16 protein-coding genes are annotated in these 17,729 nt (G+C 73.0%); 12 read left to right on the top strand and 4 right to left on the bottom strand.

Translation table 11 applies throughout. The features are described 5' to 3' along the window. Positions 1 to 245: 245 nt before the first annotated feature. From rplU to obgE, 3 genes are all read left to right on the top strand, one after another. Positions 246 to 566, top strand: a complete 321-nt coding sequence (gene rplU, locus Sdia_RS09055) for a 50S ribosomal protein L21 (RefSeq protein WP_003948029.1) — start codon at positions 246 to 248, stop codon at positions 564 to 566. Positions 567 to 580: 14 nt separating this feature from the next. Then, complete coding sequence (gene rpmA, locus Sdia_RS09060; RefSeq protein WP_003948028.1) at positions 581 to 835, top strand: 50S ribosomal protein L27; 255 nt, start codon at positions 581 to 583, stop codon at positions 833 to 835. A 209-nt stretch (positions 836 to 1,044) separates the two neighbouring features. Continuing rightward, positions 1,045 to 2,490, top strand: coding sequence for a GTPase ObgE (obgE, locus tag Sdia_RS09065; protein WP_115069906.1), 1,446 nt, complete (start codon positions 1,045 to 1,047; stop codon positions 2,488 to 2,490). Positions 2,491 to 2,624: 134 nt separating this feature from the next. On the opposite strand, the gene Sdia_RS09070 is transcribed toward obgE, so the two are convergent. The 3 genes from Sdia_RS09070 to Sdia_RS09080 all read right to left on the bottom strand — a co-directional run bounded on the left by Sdia_RS09070 (position 2,625) and on the right by Sdia_RS09080 (position 7,378). After that, entirely contained in the window at positions 2,625 to 3,707 is a 1,083-nt protein-coding gene (locus tag Sdia_RS09070; protein ID WP_100452744.1) for a CDP-alcohol phosphatidyltransferase family protein, read from the bottom strand. A gap of 280 nt (positions 3,708 to 3,987) precedes the next feature. Beyond that, positions 3,988 to 5,148, bottom strand: coding sequence for an acyltransferase family protein (locus tag Sdia_RS09075; protein ID WP_115069907.1), 1,161 nt, complete (start codon positions 5,146 to 5,148; stop codon positions 3,988 to 3,990). Between the two features lie 214 nt (positions 5,149 to 5,362). Continuing rightward, on the bottom strand, positions 5,363 to 7,378 hold the full coding sequence (locus Sdia_RS09080) for a hypothetical protein (protein WP_100452746.1): 2,016 nt from the start codon (positions 7,376 to 7,378) through the stop codon (positions 5,363 to 5,365). 688 nt (positions 7,379 to 8,066) lie between these two features. Between Sdia_RS09080 and proB the strand changes: the two genes are divergently transcribed. The 5 genes from proB to Sdia_RS09105 all read left to right on the top strand — a co-directional run bounded on the left by proB (position 8,067) and on the right by Sdia_RS09105 (position 13,099). Further along, positions 8,067 to 9,194, top strand: coding sequence for a glutamate 5-kinase (proB, locus tag Sdia_RS09085; protein WP_185392974.1), 1,128 nt, complete (start codon positions 8,067 to 8,069; stop codon positions 9,192 to 9,194). A gap of 232 nt (positions 9,195 to 9,426) precedes the next feature. Further along, positions 9,427 to 9,930, top strand: coding sequence for a DUF8830 family protein (locus tag Sdia_RS09090; protein WP_100452748.1), 504 nt, complete (start codon positions 9,427 to 9,429; stop codon positions 9,928 to 9,930). A 90-nt stretch (positions 9,931 to 10,020) separates the two neighbouring features. Next, positions 10,021 to 11,298 (top strand): glutamate-5-semialdehyde dehydrogenase, encoded by a 1,278-nt coding sequence (locus Sdia_RS09095; protein ID WP_124287154.1) that lies wholly within the window; start codon positions 10,021 to 10,023, stop codon positions 11,296 to 11,298. 57 nt (positions 11,299 to 11,355) lie between these two features. Next, positions 11,356 to 11,880 (top strand): SCO2584 family spore wall biosynthesis protein, encoded by a 525-nt coding sequence (locus Sdia_RS09100; RefSeq protein ID WP_100452750.1) that lies wholly within the window; start codon positions 11,356 to 11,358, stop codon positions 11,878 to 11,880. A 73-nt stretch (positions 11,881 to 11,953) separates the two neighbouring features. Then, a complete protein-coding gene (locus Sdia_RS09105; protein ID WP_100452751.1) occupies positions 11,954 to 13,099 on the top strand; it encodes an SCO2583 family membrane protein in 1,146 nt (381 codons plus the stop codon). A 266-nt stretch (positions 13,100 to 13,365) separates the two neighbouring features. Here Sdia_RS09105 and Sdia_RS09110 read toward each other — a convergent pair whose 3' ends face one another. Then, the gene (locus tag Sdia_RS09110) at positions 13,366 to 14,487 is read right to left on the bottom strand and encodes a M48 family metallopeptidase (protein WP_100452752.1); all 1,122 of its coding nucleotides are present in this window, start codon (positions 14,485 to 14,487) and stop codon (positions 13,366 to 13,368) included. Between the two features lie 192 nt (positions 14,488 to 14,679). Between Sdia_RS09110 and Sdia_RS09115 the strand changes: the two genes are divergently transcribed. From Sdia_RS09115 to Sdia_RS09130, 4 genes are all read left to right on the top strand, one after another. After that, a complete protein-coding gene (locus tag Sdia_RS09115; RefSeq protein ID WP_181844155.1) occupies positions 14,680 to 14,829 on the top strand; it encodes a hypothetical protein in 150 nt (49 codons plus the stop codon). 126 nt (positions 14,830 to 14,955) lie between these two features. Continuing rightward, the gene (locus Sdia_RS09120) at positions 14,956 to 15,117 is read left to right on the top strand and encodes a hypothetical protein (protein ID WP_003948016.1); all 162 of its coding nucleotides are present in this window, start codon (positions 14,956 to 14,958) and stop codon (positions 15,115 to 15,117) included. Between the two features lie 86 nt (positions 15,118 to 15,203). Then, positions 15,204 to 15,845 carry a nicotinate-nucleotide adenylyltransferase gene (gene nadD / locus Sdia_RS09125; protein ID WP_100452753.1) on the top strand — a complete coding sequence of 214 codons (642 nt, stop codon included), beginning with the start codon at positions 15,204 to 15,206 and terminating at the stop codon, positions 15,843 to 15,845. A gap of 16 nt (positions 15,846 to 15,861) precedes the next feature. Beyond that, complete coding sequence (locus tag Sdia_RS09130) at positions 15,862 to 17,637, top strand: LytR C-terminal domain-containing protein (protein ID WP_185392972.1); 1,776 nt, start codon at positions 15,862 to 15,864, stop codon at positions 17,635 to 17,637. Positions 17,638 to 17,729: the final 92 nt, after the last annotated feature.

The following is a 17,729-nucleotide window of genomic DNA, read 5'->3' on the forward strand; positions in this document are numbered from 1 at the left end:
GGCGGACCCGGCCGGCCCGCGCCCGCCGGGTGACCCGGTTTGACCCTCGGGACAGCGGTCCCGTAGCCTTTACCCTCGGCGTTTGTGCGCCACCCTCTGAGCACCTTCCTCCCGCGATGCGGCGCTCGCAGCGCCTGTCAGGGAGAGGCCGCTCGTCCCTCCCAGGATTTCCCGGGCCCTTCGCGGGCTCGTGTGGGCGGCTGGCTTCAGAGGTCCGTTTCTGAGTGACAGAGAGTGAGATCCGCGTGTACGCCATCGTGCGCAGCGGTGGCCGCCAGCACAAGGTTGCTGTCGGTGACATCGTTGAGGTTGACAAGATTTCCACCGCCAAGGTCGGCGACACGGTCGAGCTCTCGACCCTGCTGCTCGTGGACGGCGAGTCGGTCACCAGCGACCCGTGGGTGCTGGACGGCATCAAGGTCCAGGCCGAGGTCGTCGACCACCACAAGGGTGCGAAGATCGACATCCTTCGCTACAAGAACAAGACCGGTTACCGCCGTCGCCAGGGCCACCGCCAGCAGTACACGGCGGTCAAGGTCACCGGCATCCCCACGGCTGCGAAGTAAGGGACTGAGGAGACATGGCACACAAGAAGGGCGCATCGTCCACTCGGAACGGTCGCGATTCCAATGCTCAGCGGCTCGGCGTGAAGCGCTTCGGCGGTCAGGTCGTCAACGCCGGTGAGATCCTGGTCCGCCAGCGCGGCACCCACTTCCACCCCGGCGCCGGCGTCGGCCGTGGCAAGGACGACACGCTGTTCGCGCTGAACGCCGGCGCGGTGGAGTTCGGTACCCACCGCGGCCGCAAGGTCGTGAACATCGTTCCGGCCGCCTGATCTTCTTCGCAGGTAGCTGACAGCGGTTTTTCGCGAGGGCGGACCTCACTTCCCGGACGGGAAGGGGGTCCGCCCTTCGCTTGTTGTGGACAATTGAAGAGGAGGGCGGCTCTCCGCCGTGCTCCGTGCGGGACGCGCGCCGCGCCGTGCGAGGCCCGCACCACCAGTAACCCCCAGTTTTTCCCCTGTGCGTATCGGAGGCACCTTCCATGACCACCTTCGTGGACCGCGTCGAACTGCATGTCGCCGCGGGTAACGGAGGCCACGGCTGTGCCTCCGTCCACCGTGAGAAGTTCAAGCCGCTCGGCGGCCCGGACGGCGGCAACGGCGGCCGGGGTGGGGACGTCGTCCTCGTCGTCGACCAGTCCGTGACCACCCTTCTCGACTACCACTACAGCCCGCACCGCAAGGCCACCAACGGCAAGCCCGGTGAGGGCGGCCACCGCTCCGGCAAGGACGGCCAGGACCTGGTCCTGCCGGTGCCGGACGGCACCGTGGTCCTCGGCCGGAACGGCGAGGTCATCGCCGACCTGATCGGCGAGGGCACCACCTTCGTCGCCGCGAGCGGCGGTCGCGGCGGTCTCGGCAACGCCGCGCTGGCCTCGGCCCGCCGCAAGGCGCCCGGCTTCGCGCTGCTCGGCGAGCCCGGCGACGCCGGTGACGTGGTCCTGGAGCTGAAGACCGTCGCCGACGTGGCGCTGGTCGGCTACCCGAGCGCGGGCAAGTCCTCGCTGATCTCGGTGCTCTCCGCCGCCCGCCCGAAGATCGCGGACTACCCCTTCACCACCCTGGTCCCGAACCTCGGCGTGGTCACCGCCGGTTCGACCGTCTACACGGTGGCGGACGTGCCCGGCCTCATCCCGGGCGCCAGCCAGGGCAAGGGCCTCGGCCTGGAGTTCCTGCGCCACGTCGAGCGCTGCTCGGTGCTGGTGCACGTACTGGACACCGCGACGCTGGAGTCGGACCGTGATCCGGTCTCCGACCTCGACGTGATCGAGGAGGAGCTGAAGAGTTACGGCGGTCTCGACGACCGTCCGCGCATCGTCGTCCTGAACAAGATCGACGTGACCGACGGCCAGGAGCTCGCCGACATGGTCCGCCCGGACCTGGAGGAGCGCGGCTATCGCGTCTTCGAGGTCTCCGCCGTCGCCCACAAGGGGCTCAAGGAGCTCTCCTTCGCCCTGGCCGAGCTGGTCGCCGAGGCCCGTGCCGCCCGGCCGAAGGAGGAGGCGACCCGGGTCGTCATCCGTCCGAAGGCCGTGGACGACTCGGGCTTCACCGTGACCCGCGAGGAGGAGTCGCTGTACCGGGTGCGGGGCGAGAAGCCCGAGCGCTGGGTGCGGCAGACCGACTTCAACAACGACGAGGCGGTGGGCTACCTCGCCGACCGGCTCAACCGCCTCGGCGTGGAGGAGGAGCTGATGAAGGCCGGTGCCCGCGCGGGCGACGGAGTCGCCATCGGACCCGAGGACAACGCCGTGGTCTTCGACTGGGAGCCGACCATGCTGGCCGGCGCCGAGATGCTCGGCCGCCGCGGTGAGGACCACCGGCTGGAGGGCGAGCGCCCCGCCGCCCAGCGCCGCCGCGACCGGCAGGCCGCGCGCGACGAGGCGCAGGACGAGTACGAGGGCTTCCACCCCTTCGCCGGGGGCTGAGGCCGGCCCGGGCCGCCGGGGAGACCTGGCGGCCCGGAGGCGGGTACGGCCGCTCGCCGCGGAGGCGGGCGTACGCCGAAGGGGCGGACCCGGCCGGGTCCGCCCCTTCGGCGTACGTACCGCGGTGTCGCGGGTCAGAGGCGGGCGTCGTCGCCCTTGTTCTGTTCGGCCGCGGGGGCCTCGGCCTGGGCCGGGACAGTGGCCTCGGCGGGTGCCTCGACCGGCTCGGGCTCCGGGTACTTGGCCAGGGTGCGCTCGAAGTCCCGGGTGGAGAGCAGCAGCTTGTAGATGATGGCGAGCTCGAAGACCATCAGCAGGACACCGCTGCCGATGGTGATGGGCAGGACGGCGCCGAAGAGCGGGCCGACGATGAAGACGCCCATCTGGAACTCGATGCCGCTGATGAGGTGGGCGCGGATGCGGTGGCGCAGCAGCAGGCTGCGGAACTTGCCGTACCAGGGGAAGCGGCTCTTGAACTCCTGGTGGAGGTCGACGACGACCTTCTCGCCGGTCCCGCTCTCCGGCTCGTCCGCCGTGGCCTCGGCCTTGCCGGTGGTGACCTGCTGGGCCAGCTCGTCGTGGGTGTTGTCGATGTCGGCGGACGGGTTGTCGCGGAGGAGGTCCTCCATGAAGTGCAGCTCGTCGCGCTGGTCCTGGCCCACGGCGTCGGGGTGCTGGCTCTCCATGCTGCGGCGGGCGGCGCGGGCGCGGGCCTTGATCTTCTTGCGCATGCTGTGGCGCACCTTGAAGATCTGGAGCGCGTCGATGTAGCGCAGCATGTCGAGGAAGACCACGACCAGGGCGAGCCACACGTAGACGACGTCACCGGTCCTGGAGTACTGGCCGCCCATCAGCGCGACGGCGCAGGCCAGCACGCGGATGCGGTCGAAGACGTAGTCGAGCCAGCCGCCGAACTCCGAGCCCCGGCCGGTGAGCCGGGCCAGCTTTCCGTCCATGCAGTCGAGGATGAAGCTGACGTGGTACAGGACGGCGCCGATGATCAGCCACATCCAGTCGGCCTGCGCGAAGCACGCCGCCGCACCGAGTCCCAGGAAGAGGGCCGCCCAGGTGATCTGATTGGGCGTCACCCAGCGGGCGTACTTGGCCGTCCAGCGGACCAGCGGGGTGGCGACCGGGTCCACCAGTAGCACCGTCCACCAGGCGTCACGCTTCTTCTCGGTCAGGCGACGCACTTCGGAGAGCGGAGGTATTTCCATGGAGTCAGCAATCTTCCCGTGGGGTGGGTGAGACGTGGCCGTCGGCCGAAGGTGATGCCGGAGGCCGTGCGGCTGCGGCGGACGGCGGCAGGGGCATCGGGACCGGCGGCGTTCAGTGCAGAAGGCCGCCGAAAGACTAGCCCAGCCGTGATCGCCTCCCACGGCGTCCGGTTGACGCCCTCGGACCGCGTTGGATCACCGCTGCCGATTTATGCGTCTCTTTGTCCTGAATGGACTATTGGCTTCCGCTCAGGTTGTGTTTGAGCCGACGTGACATAAGTCATAGGGGTGATTGTTCACCGTCCCGTCGCCGAGCGGAAGTGGACGGTTCGCTACCGCCTGGGGTATGGGGAGCATCGGAGGGGCGCGCGGGCTCGTGGAAGAGCCAGTCGAGCCTCGGTTCCATCACGTACCGGAAGACGTGGCGGACCGGGGCCGTGGTGAGCGCGACGGCGAGGGCGGCCGCCAGCGCGCTGATGGTGACCGCGCCGAGCGCGGTGCGGGAGAAGTCGTTGTCGTACCAGCCCCAGAAGTGCGCGCCCTTGGCCAGGAAGCCGTGCAGGAGGTACGCGTAGAGGGTGCCCGCGCCGAGCGCGGTGAACCAGGTGCGACGGCCGGGGACCAGGGCGAGGAAGGCGAAGCTGAGCACCAGGGAGCAGACGAGCATCCCGACCGTCATCGAGACCCCCGCCCACCAGGGGGCGTTGAGGTCCTGCGCCGCGTCGCGGCGGTAGAACCAGTCGGGGTTCATGCGCAGCACCGCCCAGTACGCGACCAGCGCGCCGCCCACCAGGACGGGGCCGGCGGCGATCCGCACCCGCCGTTCCCGCAGCAGCGCGAAGTGTTCGGGGCGCATCTTCAGGCCGAGCACGAAGAACGGCAGGAACTGAAGGACCCGCTGGAGTCCGAGGTCAGGACCGATGCCGGGGTCGATCGAGGCGAGCGCGGCGATGGCGGTGGAGAGCAGGATCGGGTGGCGGACCAGTTGCCACAGCGGTGCGGTCAGCCGCCAGACGAACAGGGCCATCAGGAACCAGGTCAGGTACCAGGGGTGGAGCAGGCTGATCTTCAGCTCCTCGCCGTCGGCCCAGGCCCGGAAGACGTTGAGGGCGATCTCGAAGACCGCGTACGGCACGAGCACGCTGGAGACCAGGCGTTTGATCTGGCGCGGTTCGTGGCGGAAGCTGCGCGAGAAGTAGCCGGATATGAGGGTGAAGGCCGGCATGTGGAAGGCGTACAGCAGGAGGTAGCCGGCGGCCAGGACGCGGTTGTCGTCGCGCAGCGCCTCCCAGGAGTGGCCGACCACGACCAGGACGATGGCGAGGAACTTCGCGTTGTCGAAGAAGGGATCGCGGGGGGTGGCGGAGCGCTTCGGCGTGGGACCGGTGTCGTCGGCCGGGGTGGTGCCTCCGGGGGCCGTGCCGAGGGAGGTGGGGGGCACGGGGCTCCCTCCGTTCCGTTGTCGTGGGCCCGGCGCCGGGTGCGCCGTCCGTGGGGACGTCAGTGTGGGCAAAGGTGCCGGGCCCCCGCAAATACGTCTGCCCCGCCCGGGGCGGTCCGAAGTGCCCCTGGACGGCACGGATCTGGCCGAAAACGCCCGCAGGGGCCCGGTGTCCACCGGGCCCCTGCGGGGCAGCGTGCTGTACGGCCTCGGCTCAGGTCGGCGAGGGGGCGGCGTCCGCGGTGTCGGCCGCGTCGGCGGCCGCGGTGTGGTCGCGCTGGGTGGGGATGCCGGGGGCCGTGGCCTCCGGGCGCCCCGCGCCGCGCAGCAGCGTCTTCTGCTCCAGCGCCTTCGCCGCGTCCCGCAGGCGGCTGACCGACGGCGGGTCGGACGGCCCGAGCAGGTGCAGCTTCAGCTCCGCCCGGTCCTTCGCCAGGGTGTCCAGGGCGGGGTCGCGCACCGCGGCGAGCAGCCCCGGGACGCCCTCGGCGGACGGGTCGAGGATGGTCGCCGCGCGCACTGTGGTGAAGGCGGCGCGGAACTCCTCCTCGGTCATCCCGCTGGTGTTGGCCACGGCGTACGGCTTCTCGCCGGCGAGCCAGTCGGAGACGACCGAGGAGACGTCGCTGACGAGTACGTCGGCCTGGTTGAAGCAGGAGAAGATGCCGGGCCGGGCGGCCGTGATGATCTGGTGCTCGGCCTCGTCGAAGGAGCCCCAGTAGGCGGCGTCCCAGGCGTCGGTGGCCCGCGCGACCTCGGCGGCCTGGCCGGAGTCCGGCTCGGCCTGGGCGAGCATGCGTTCCACGTCGTCGGCGGCGGCCCGGAAGGCGGAGCTGGTGGCCCGCTCCAGCTCGGCGGTGCGGCGCTCCAGCTCGGCGCTGCTGACCGCTGCCGCGGTGGCCGGCCGGCGGCGGTTGGCCTCGCGGATCATGGCCTGGATGCGCTCGTTGGCCGCGCCGGCGCGAGGGTCGACCGAACCGGTCATCGGGTGCGGCTTGTAGAGCAGCCGGACCGCGGGGTCGGCGAGCAGCGCGCGGACGATGTTCTCACCGGCCAGGACCACCGAGGTGTTGCCGGGGTTGCCGTCCCAGCCCTCCCAGGTGGGGGCGTACAGCACGGTGGTGTACGTACCGGTGGGCGGACCCGCGTAGGGCAGGACCGGGTCGAGCTGGGGGCGGCCCACCTCCACGACGTCCCGGTCGTCCACCCCGACGTCGGCGAGGGCGTACCGCTCGCGCGCGGCCGGGCCCGCCACCCAGACCTCGTCGTACGCCTTGGCGTAGGGGTTGCAGGAGGAGAGCTTGTCGCTCTCGCCGTGGTTGACGAAGGCGTGCTTGATGGTGGGCACGCGCAGGATCTGCGAGGTCTTCCCGGAGTTGGCCGGGTGGATCATCATGCGCAGGGTGGAGTGCTCCAGCCGCATCAGGGTGGCCACCTTGGGCAGGCAGATCACCGGGATGTCGGTGGCGGCGATCTTCTGCACCATGAAGCGCTCGCGCAGCACGATCACCGGGCGCCCGTCCAGCGCGGCCAGCGGTTCCAGCCACATGTTGGCCTGGTACGCCGAGGTGGTGCCGCCGGAGAAGTACATGCCGACGGTGGGCCGGTACTCCGCGAGCCAGGTGTCCAGCCACGCCAGTGCCTCCTGCTCGGAGACCGGGCGGCGGGAGGGCAGCAGCCGCAGCACCAGGCTGACCAGTCCGGCGGCCATCAGCGCCACCGAGACGGCGACACCGGCCGCGGCGGGAATGCCGTCGTCGACGACGGCGGTCACCAGCAGGCCGAGGGTGGCCGGGGCGCCGAAGGCCAGCAGCCGGTGGCCCGCGCGGCGGGTCAGCAGGCTCGGCGGGGCGGAGCTGAGGCGCAGCGCCGAGGCGTCGATGTTGCGGGTGACGAACGGCAGGGTGCGGCTCCGGCGGACCTTGACCGACACCGCCTGGACGGTGAAGTGGAGGGCGTAGAGGACCAGCAGGCCGATCACCACCGGCAGGAAGACCGACTCCTGGCTCTGCTGCTCTATCCGCAGCAGGCCGACCACCAGGAGCAGGTCGCGCAGCAGCTGGCGGACGGTGACGTCGGCGTGGGCCTTCGCCATCAGGGTCACCGTGCGGCGCTGCCAGCGGTGCAGGGCGGCGTCGGTGGCCAGGCCGATCGCGGTGGCGACGGCGAGCAGCAGGGTGTCGGGGAGCAGCGCTCCGACGACCTGGGCGACGAAGGCGCCGGCCAGCACGGCGGGCGGCAGCAGCCGGGCCGACTTCCGCAGAGCGGCGGACGCGCGCGGGGCGGCAGGGGGGATCGTAGACAAGGTGCACTCTCTCCAGTCAGGTCCGGCACGCGACGGCGGGAGTGGGGGATGTCGGCGTGGCCCGGGCTTGCTGGTCAACGGCGAGGGTGAGTCCTCGGTAATGGGCTCGGATCAGACCACGCTACGGCCCGCGTGCGGCATACCTGTGCGTTATACGTGAAGGAGAAGTGAGAGAAAGCTGACTGTTCGTGGTGGGTGTCGTGATCGGAACGTGTGGACGGCGTGGTGTGCTCACGCTCGGTCACGTGTGAAGGGATCGGTGAGGCGGGTTCTCATGGGGTGCTATGTCGCGGTTTCGGGGCTTCCGCCTGTGGCTCCGGTCACCGCGCCACCTGCGGTGGAGTGAAGGGAGTGTGATGACCGGGCGGGGAGGGGTGGTTCCCGATGGTGACGGAGGGTGGTGATGGAGGTTTGATGAAGATCACACGGCGAGACCCTCCCGGCGGGGACGCCCGCGGGTCCGTGCGCGCGTCCACGCGCGCGTTCCGGCGGCCGCTCCGCCCGGCCGCCCCCGCGGTCCCGGCCCTCGGAACACGGAGGCGGCCGCCCGCCGGTCTCGCGTAGATTGCGCACCGTCCGGGTACCGGGCAGGCCAAGATCATTGGGGAAGCGCGTGTCAGCGGCAAGGCAGGGTGTGGCTCAGGCCCACAGAATCGTGGTGAAGGTCGGCTCCTCCTCGCTGACCACCGCCTCAGGCGGGCTCGACGCCGACCGCGTCGACGCCCTGGTCGACGTCCTCGCCAGGGCCCGCTCCGGCGGCGCCCGCGAGATCGTCCTCGTCTCCTCCGGTGCCATCGCCGCCGGCCTCGCCCCCCTCGGCTTCCCCCGCCGCCCCCGCGACCTCGCCCGCCAGCAGGCCGCCGCCAGCGTGGGGCAGGGCCTCCTGGTCGCCCGCTACACCGCCTCCTTCGCGCGGTACGGCGTCCGCGTCGGCCAGGTGCTGCTGACCGGCGACGACACCAGCCGCCGTGCCCACTACCGCAACGCCTACCGCACCCTCGACCAGTTGCTGACCCTCGGCGCGCTTCCCGTCGTCAACGAGAACGACACCGTCGCCACCGACGAGATCCGCTTCGGCGACAACGACCGGCTCGCCGCCCTCGTCGCCCACCTGGTCCGCGCCGACCTGCTCGTCCTCCTCTCCGACGTGGACGGCCTCTACGACGGCGACCCCGCCCGCCCCACCAGCTCCCGCATCCAGGACGTGTACGGCCCCGAGGACCTCGAAGGCGTCGAGATCGGCAGCGCGGGCAAGGCGGGCGTCGGCACCGGTGGCATGGTCACCAAGGTCGAGGCGGCCCAGATCGCCGCCAACGCGGGCATCGACGTGGTCCTCACCTCCGCCAGCCAGGCCGCCGACGCCCTCGCCGGACACCCCACCGGTACCCACTTCCACCAGCGCGGGCGCCGCTTCGCGGGACGGCTCCTCTGGCTCCAGCACGCCTCCACCCCCAAGGGCGCCCTCACCCTGGACGACGGGGCCGTCCGCGCCGTCGTCGAGCGGCGCACCTCGTTGCTGCCCGCCGGCATCCAGGCGGTCGAGGGGGAGTTCACCGCCGGCGACCCGGTCGAACTGCGTGACAGCGCCGGCCGCGCCGTCGCCCGCGGCCTCGTCAACTTCGACGCCACCGAGATCCCCCGTCTGCTCGGCCGCTCCACCCGCGACCTCGCCCGCGAACTGGGGCCCGCCTACGAGCGCGAGATCGTCCACCGCGACGACCTCGTCCTGCTCCAGCCCTGACGCCCTGACCTCCACCGCCGCCCCGCGCGCCGGGGTGCGCCCCCGCCCAGCACGTACGGCCCGCGCGCCCGGCCGTACGGCGGACGAGGGCGACCGAAACGTGTGCCCGCGCGCGGGGAGCTTCCGCAAAACGGCCACACGGGGCCACGGCGCCTGTTCCACTTTGAAGCGGACAGACTCCGCGGCGGGCCGACACCGCCCCGGAGGGGGAGCGGAGACCGTCGGGACGTCGATGTGGCAGGAGGCCGCCGTGAGACGAGGGCGCCCGGGGCCGGGGTCCCGCGCGAACAGCACCTCCCCGCCCCGCCGGGGAGCCGGGGACCAGCGCGCGCTCAGCAGCGTCCGGCCCGGCGACCGCGCCGTGCCCGGCGCCGCCGGGCAGGACGGCCGGCCGTCGCCCCGGCTCTGGCACGTCACCCTCAGCGCCGCCGGGGAGAGCACCCCGCTGGCCGAGGTGCGGGCCGGGCTCGAACAGCTCGCCCACGACCACCCCTTCCTGCTCACCAGCCGCTACGCCGAGGACCACGCCGAGATCCGGTACTGGGAGGAGGCCCGCGACCTCCACGACGCGGCCGCCGTCGCCCTGCGCCTGTGGGGCGAGCACCGGCAGACGGCGAAACTGCCGCCCTGGGAGATCGTCGGCCTGGAGGTCATCGACCGGGAGACCTACCACCAGCGGATCGCGGAGGGGTACGGCCCGCCGCCCGCCCGGCCGATCGGCGTCCACCCCTACTGAGCCCCGCCCCGCCCGCGCGCCGTCCAGGACGCCTCTCGCATCCTGGGACGAGCCGTGGGGCGGGCCGCGCGGCGACGTAGGCTCGCGGCCATGACGACGTATGACGACGCCACCAGCCCCGTCACGCTCGCGGGGCGCCGCGCCCAGGAGGCCGCCGCCGGCCTCGCCACGCTGCCGCGCGCGGTCAAGGACGACGCCCTGCGCGCCGTCGCGGACGCCCTGGAGGCACGCACCGCCGAGATCGTGGCGGCCAACGCGGGCGACGTCCGGCGCGCCGAGGAGGCCGGCACCGCCGCCTCCGTCGTGGACCGGCTCACCCTCACCGCCGACCGGGTCCGGGCCATCGCGGCCGACGTACGGCACGTCGTCACCCTGCCGGACCCGGTCGGCGAGGTGGTCCGCGGCTCCACCCTCCCGAACGGCATCGACCTGCGCCAGGTGCGTGTCCCCCTGGGAGTGGTCGGCATCGTCTACGAGGCCCGGCCCAACGTCACCGTCGACGCCGCCGCCCTCTGCCTGAAGTCCGGCAACGCCGTCCTGCTGCGCGGCTCCTCCTCCGCCAAGGAGTCCAACACCGCGCTCGTCGCCGTCCTGCGCGACGCCGTCGCCGCCGCCGGACTGCCCGCCGACGCCGTGCAGCTCGTCCCCGGCGACACCCACGACTCGGTCCGCGAGCTGATGCGCGCCCGGGGCCTGGTCGACGTGCTGATCCCGCGCGGCGGCGCAGCCCTGATCCGCCGCACCGTCGAGGAGTCCACCGTCCCGGTCATCGAGACCGGCACCGGCAACTGCCACGTCTACGTGGACGCCGACGCCGACCTGGACGCGGCCGTCGACATCCTGGTCAACGCCAAGGCCCAGCGGCCCAGCGTCTGCAACAGCGCCGAGACCGTCCTGGTCCACCGCGACATCGCCGCCGCCTTCCTGCCGCGCGCCCTCGACGCCCTCGCCGAGGCGCAGGTCACCGTGCACGGCGACGCGCGCGTCCGGGCGCTCGCCGAGGACACCAAGGCCACCGTGGTCGAGGCGACCGACGAGGACTGGGCCACCGAGTACCTCAGCTACGACCTGGCCGCCGCCGTCGTCGACAGCCTCGACGACGCCGTCGCCCACATCCGCCGCTGGAGCTCCGGCCACACCGAGGCGATCATCACCACCTCGCAGGCCGCGGCCCGCCGGTTCACCCAGAGGGTGGATTCCACCACCGTCGCCGTGAACGCCTCCACCCGCTTCACCGACGGGGGCGCATTCGGCTTCGGCGCCGAGATCGGCATCTCCACGCAGAAGCTGCACGCCCGGGGCCCGATGGGCCTGCCGGAGCTGACCAGCACCAAGTACGTCCTCACCGGGGACGGGCACATCCGCTGATGCCCTGACTTGCCCCATGGTCTGCCCAAAAGAGCCCCCCAGGTCTACTCTGGTCCCGTGCCGGAGGACGTGGGGGGCTCGCCGTTTCCGGACGGCCGACAGCCCGACGACGACCACGACCGCGGAGGCGCGGACGACGCGTTCGCCTCCGTGGTCTTCGACGAGGACTTCATCAGGGCCGCCGAGTTCCACGAAGCCAGCGCCGTGGAGCGGCTGGTGGCCGCCGCCCACGCCCGGGCGGAGGCCGAGGCGCGCCGCGCCCGCACCAGGACCCGCGACGCCTACTACGAAGCGGCCCAGCCCTTCGGCCCCGACCCGGCCGTGAACGAGGACTACGACCCGAGCGAGGCCGATGACGCCGCGCTGCACCCCACCCGGGTCGGCTGGCACCGGCCCATCGCCTGGCTCCTCGCCCTGCTGATGGGCGTCAGCATGATCGCGCTCGCCTTCAGTGCCGTCTACCGGGGCTCCTCCGCCTCCGGCGAGGGCACCGCCCCGCCGCCCGCCACCACCGGCGCCGACCCCTCGCCCGACACCGGCCTCACCCGTCCGGCGGCCTCCGGGGCACCCCTGGACCCGTGATGCGGGGGCCCCGGCTCGCCGGTTGCCCCAACGGGGGCGTTTACGGCCGGCCCCCGCGACCCAACCTGAAGATATGAACAGGCCGGGCCAGCCGCCCGACGGGCCCCCCGACAACCCCGGGGACGGCCCGTCCGGCGACGACGACTACGGGTACGTCTTCGACGACTCCTTCGTCCGCGCCGCCCCGATCCAGGAGTTCTCGGCCAGCGAGCGCACCGCCACCGAGCACGCCCCCGCCGTGCGCGACCGGCCACCGCCCGCCGCCGGACGCACCGGCCCCCGCCTCACCCGGCAGGTACTGATCCTCGCGGCCCTGCTGACCGTCGCGTTCCTGGTCGCCGTCTACCTCGGCGTCAGCCCGCCCGGCCAGACCCAGGCAGGGCCGCCCCCGCGCCCCGCCCGGATGAGCCTGGTCCCGCTCGTCCCCCCGCAGGCGGTCCGCCCCACCGACCCCGACCGGCCTTTCGACGCCACCCCCGCCGCGCAGTACGCCACCGGCGCGGCCGGGATCAACCTGCCCGGCGCGCACGCCACCGCCCACTTCGACGAGGCGCAGGTCATCGCCGCCCTCAGCACCGCCAAGGAGTACCTCGTCCACTCCTCGCTCTCCCCGGAGGTCCTGGCCGGACGGGAGGAGCGCTCTGTCCGGCTCCTGGTCGACCCCGCCCAGGCCGACCAGTTCGACGCCGCTCTGCGCCGCCCCGCCGCCGACGGCCTGCACGCAGCCACCGGCTGGCTGGTCCGCCTCGATCCCCGGCACGCCGTGCTCGCCGGCCCCGACATCCGCGTCCAGGGCGTCCTGGAGTACACCGAGACCGGCCCCGGCACCCTGGAGGTCACCACCGACCACACCTTCGTCTACGCGGTCCGGCCCGCCGCCGACCCCGGGTCCGACCCGTCCCTGCTGGTGGTGCGCCGGGCCCTGCGGCTCAGCTTCGACCGCGACGCCCTCCGCGCCCGCCAGCTCGAACTGCTCAGCTCCCGCACCCAGGCCGGCCCCCTCCCGTGCGGCGAGCCGGCCGCCGCCCACCTGCGCCCCCTCCTGGCCGGCCAGAAGCCGCCGGCCGGCCGCCCGCCCGCCACCGACCCCTACGCCCGCGAGGGCGGCGGAGCCGTCTGCGGCACCCTCGCCGAACCCCGCCCCCTCGGGAACGGGGGGACGGGGCGCCGCGCCGACGCCTCGGGCGTGAGCCCGGGCGATGCGGGCGCCGTGCGCTGAACGCGGCGCCCGCGGCTGCGAGGGTTCAGCCGTACCGGTCGGACAGGGTCACCGGATACTGCTCCGGCCGCCGGGCGGGCACCTCGGTCACCCGGGCCGGCGCGGCCCGGCCGGCACCGGGGAACAGCGCTTCTCGGCGTCCGGGCCGAAGCCGGCGCGTCAGTGGCGGCCGGCCGAGATGGGCGGTGCCGTCCTCGGCCGGGCTTCCTCCGCCCGGCAAGGTCCACGTCGACGCCCTCGGCCCCGCCCGCGCGGAGCAGCCGGGGTCATCCCCGGTCGCCACTTCCCGCCGGGCCGCCCGTGCCGGTCTCCCCGTCCGGTCCGCGCCCGGCGCCCCCGTCCGGGCGTGACCCGCCCGTGAAGCGGTCCCGCAGCTTTCCACCGAGGTCGCCGGCGCCGCCGGCCAGGTCCGTGACCAGCTTCATCAGCGGGTCCTTGCTGGAGCGGACGTCCTCGGCGTAGCCGGAGGCGGACTGGCGGAAGGACTCGCCGACCGAGGTGTCCTTGTCCTCGTCGCGCCGGGGGTAGTGGCCGTCCATCAGGCGCTGGTGGTCGCGGCTCTCGGACCACCGCTTCAGCTCGGCGGCCCGCACCGTGGTGAACGGGTGGGTGCGCGGCAGCACGTTGAGGATCTTCAGCACCGAGTCGCGCAGGTCGCCCCCGGCCTCGTACTCCTCCGCCTGGGCGAGGAAGGCGTCGGTGTTCATCTCGTGCAGATGGTTGCCGCCCGCCATCTTCATCAGGCCGCGCATCGAGGCCGAGAGGTCCTGTCCGACCAGCAGCCCGGCCCGGTCGGCGGACAGCTCCGACTTGCGGAACCACTCGCGCAGCGCCGTCACGATCGCCATGATCGCCACGTTCCCCAGCGGGATCCAGGCGACCTTGACGGCCAGGCTGGTCAGGAAGAGGAGCACCGTGCGGTAGACGGAGTGGCCGGAGAGGGCGTGGCCCACCTCGTGGCCGACGACCGCCCGCATCTCCTCCTCGTCCAGCAGCTCCACCAGGCCGGTGGTGACCACGATGACCGGCTCGTCCAGGCCCACGCACATCGCGTTGGGAACCGGGTTCTGCGTGACGTACATCGGCGGGACCTTCTCCAGGTCCAGGATGTAGCAGGCGTCCAGCAGCATCGTGTGCAGGTGGGGGAACTGCGCCTCGGACACCCGCACCGAGTCCGAGAGGAAGAGCAGCCGCAGGCTCCGCTCGGGCAGCAGTCCGCTGAGCGCCTTGAAGACCGTGTCGAACCCGCTGAGCTTGCGCAGCGCCACCAGCGCCGAGCGGTCCGCCGGGTGTTCGTACGCCCGGGAGGAGATGCCCGGGAAGCGCCGCCGGCTGCGTGCCGGCTGCTTCTCGGTCCCGTGCGTGCCGTCCCTGCCGTGGTCGGTCATCCGATCCTCCGCCTCGCCTCGTACCGGCCGTCCCCCGGGGACGGTGCGCGCTGGCCGCGATGGGGCCACCCTACGGCCGCCCCTCTGCAACAGGACCGCGAGCCGGGCGTGTTGGTTGCGTGGCCCGGCACGTCCCGTCGCCGCGGCCGCGGCGGGCCTACAGTGGGACGGCACCGCACGCAAGGAGCCCCCATGGATCACGCCGCCCGTCTCGCCCTGCTGCTGGCCGCGGACCAGCCGCCCGCCAACGGCTTCCCGTTCAGGGTGTTCATCGTCGTCTCGGTCGTCGGCGGCGGCCTGCTCGCCTGGTTCCTGCTGCGCGGCTACCGCGACAACGGCTGACCCGCGCCGCCTCCCCGCACCACCCGGCACCCGAACACCGAGTCGGCGTGGGCCTCTCGCGCGCCCCCGCATACGATGGTCGGCAGATCACCCGCCCGCCCCACCACCGGATAGGTCCTGCCGACGATGAGCCTCCACAGCACTGCTGCCCAGCTGGTCACCCTCGCCTCCGAGGGCGGCGAGCACGGCGGGCACGAAAGCCTCAACCCGTATCTCACCGGAGGCGGCGCGCTCGTCGTGCTGCTGCTGCTGTTGTGGATCACCACCCGCTTCAACCGCGACCGCTGAGTGCCCCGCCCCACCGCCGCGCGGCGGTGAGCAGCCCCGCAGGGGGTGTCCGGAGCGGGCCCGCCGGGCCAGTAGGCTCTGCTCGCATGGGAGAGCAGGACATGCCTACGGGCCCGGCCGCCGCGGCGGCACCCGAGCGACCGCGCAGGCGTCTCGGCGTCATGGGCGGCACGTTCGACCCGATCCACCACGGCCACCTCGTCGCCGCCAGTGAGGTCGCCGCGCAGTTCCACCTCGACGAGGTGGTCTTCGTGCCGACCGGTGAGCCCTGGCAGAAGAGCCACAAAGAGGTCACCCCGGCCGAGGACCGCTATCTGATGACGGTCATCGCGACCGCCGAGAACCCGCAGTTCTCCGTCAGCCGCATCGACATCGACCGCGGCGGGCCCACGTACACCACCGACACGCTGCGCGACCTGGCCGCGCTCAACCCCGGGACGGACCTGTTTTTCATCACCGGCGCCGACGCGCTCGGACAGATCCTCACCTGGCGCCACACGGACGAACTCTTCTCCCTCGCCCACTTCATCGGCGTGACCCGGCCCGGCCACACCCTGGCCGACCCGGGACTTCCCGAAGGCCAGGTCTCCCTGGTCGAGGTCCCGGCGCTGGCCATCTCCTCCACGGACTGCCGCGCCCGGGTCGCCGAGGGAAACCCCGTCTGGTACCTGGTGCCCGACGGCGTGGTGCGTTACATCGACAAGCGCGAGCTGTACCGCGGCGACTGAGCCGAGAGGGGCACCGGTGAACGACCGACGACACGCGTCCGACCCGTACGGCGGGGAGTACGCGTCCGAGCAGTACGGGCCCGTCAGCTACGACGAGTACGGCCGTCCCATCCCCCAGCAGCCCCCGCAGGGCCACGACCCCTACGCCGGCCAGCAGCAGGGCTACGGCTACGACCCGTACCAGCCGAACGACCCCGGCACGGGGCAGCAACCGCCGGTCCCGGCCGACCCCTACGCCGGTCAGCAGCAGGACTACGGCCACCAGTACCAGCAGGGCTACGACCCCTACGGCCAGGGCGGTCCCGGCACGGGGCAGCAGCCGCCGGTCCCGGCCGACCCCTACGCCGGTCAGCAGCAGGACTACGGCTACCAGTACCAGCAGGGCTACGACCCGTACGGTCAGGGCGGGGGCACGGGTCAGCAGCCGCGCGTGCCCGAGCAGCAGCCGCGGCACGACGACGCCGGCCGCGACGGACACGAGGGCCACGGCGACCCGGGCCGGGGCGGCGCCGACGACGTGGGCGCGCCGGACTACCGGACCGAGCAGTTCTCGTTCATCGAGGAGCCGGACGAGGAGTCCGAGGACGTCATCGACTGGCTCGCCTTCACCGAGAGCCGCACCGAGCGCCGCGAGGAGGCCAAGCGGCGCGGCCGCAGCCGGATGATCGCGCTGGTCGTCGTGGCCGCCCTGGTCCTGGCCGGCGGCGTCGGCTACCTCTGGTACGCGGGGAAGCTGCCCGGCACCTCCTCCGCCGGCTCCCCCGGCGGGGCGGCGGACACAGCCGGGCCCCAGAAGCGCGACGTGATCATGGTCCATCTGCACGACACCCGGACCGAGAAGACCTCCACCGTGCTGCTGGTCGACAACACCACCAGTGCCCGCGGCGCGACCGTGCTGCTGCCCAACTCCCTCGCGCTGACCGGTGAGGACGGCAGCCCCACCACGCTTGAGGAATCCGTGGACGACGACGGCTCCACCGGTACCCGCGAGGCCGTCGACCAGCTCCTGGGCACCAGCGTCGAGGGCACCTGGCGGCTCGACACCCCTTACCTCAACAACCTCGTCGAGCTGGTCGGCAACATCGAGCTGGACGCCGACGCCACCGTGCCCGCCGCCAAGAAGGGCGAGTCGCCGCTGGTCACCCAGGGCGCCGACCGCACCCTCGGCGGACCCGCGGCCGTCGCCTACGCCACCTACCGGGCCAAGGGCGAACCGCAGACCGCCCAGTTGGACCGGTTCGGCCAGGTCTTCCACGCCGTGCTGCGCAAGCTCTCCTCCGACCCGCAGGCGGCCACCGTCACCGTCGAGACGCTCGCCCAGATCCTCGACCCCTCGCTGAAGGAGAAGGACCTCGGCGCCTTCCTCGCCCGGCTCGCCGACCGCGCCAAGGGCGGCGACCACACCACCGAACTGCTCCCGGTCGGGCAGGACGGACGGCCCGCCCAGGAGGCCACCGACAAGATCGTCAAGCAGATCCTCGGCGGCTCCGTGAGCGAGGGCGCCCAGGGTGACGCGGCCCGCGTCGGCGTCCAGGACGCCACCGGCACCGAGGGGAGCGCCGAGCGGGCGCGCGCCTCGCTGGTCAACGGCGGCTACGCCTACGTCGGCCGGGGCGGCGACACCGCCCGGGCCACCTCCGCGGTGACGTACGAGAAGGCCGCTGGCAAGGCGGAGGCCGTCGAGGTGGCGCGCACCCTGGGGCTGCCGGAGAGCGCCGTCACCAAGGGCAGCACGCCGGGGAACGTCGACGTCTCGGTGGTGCTCGGCGCGGACTACCGGCCGGGCGACTGAGCCGGGCCGGGCCGGTGCGGCACCCACGGGCGCCGCACCGGCCCGCACGGGTCAGGACGTCCCACCGGCGCGGCGGTCGGCGGCGCGGTCCG

The sequence above is a fragment of the Streptomyces diastaticus subsp. diastaticus genome, from assembly GCF_011170125.1.
GTDB classification, from domain to species: Bacteria; Actinomycetota; Actinomycetes; order Streptomycetales; family Streptomycetaceae; genus Streptomyces; species Streptomyces diastaticus.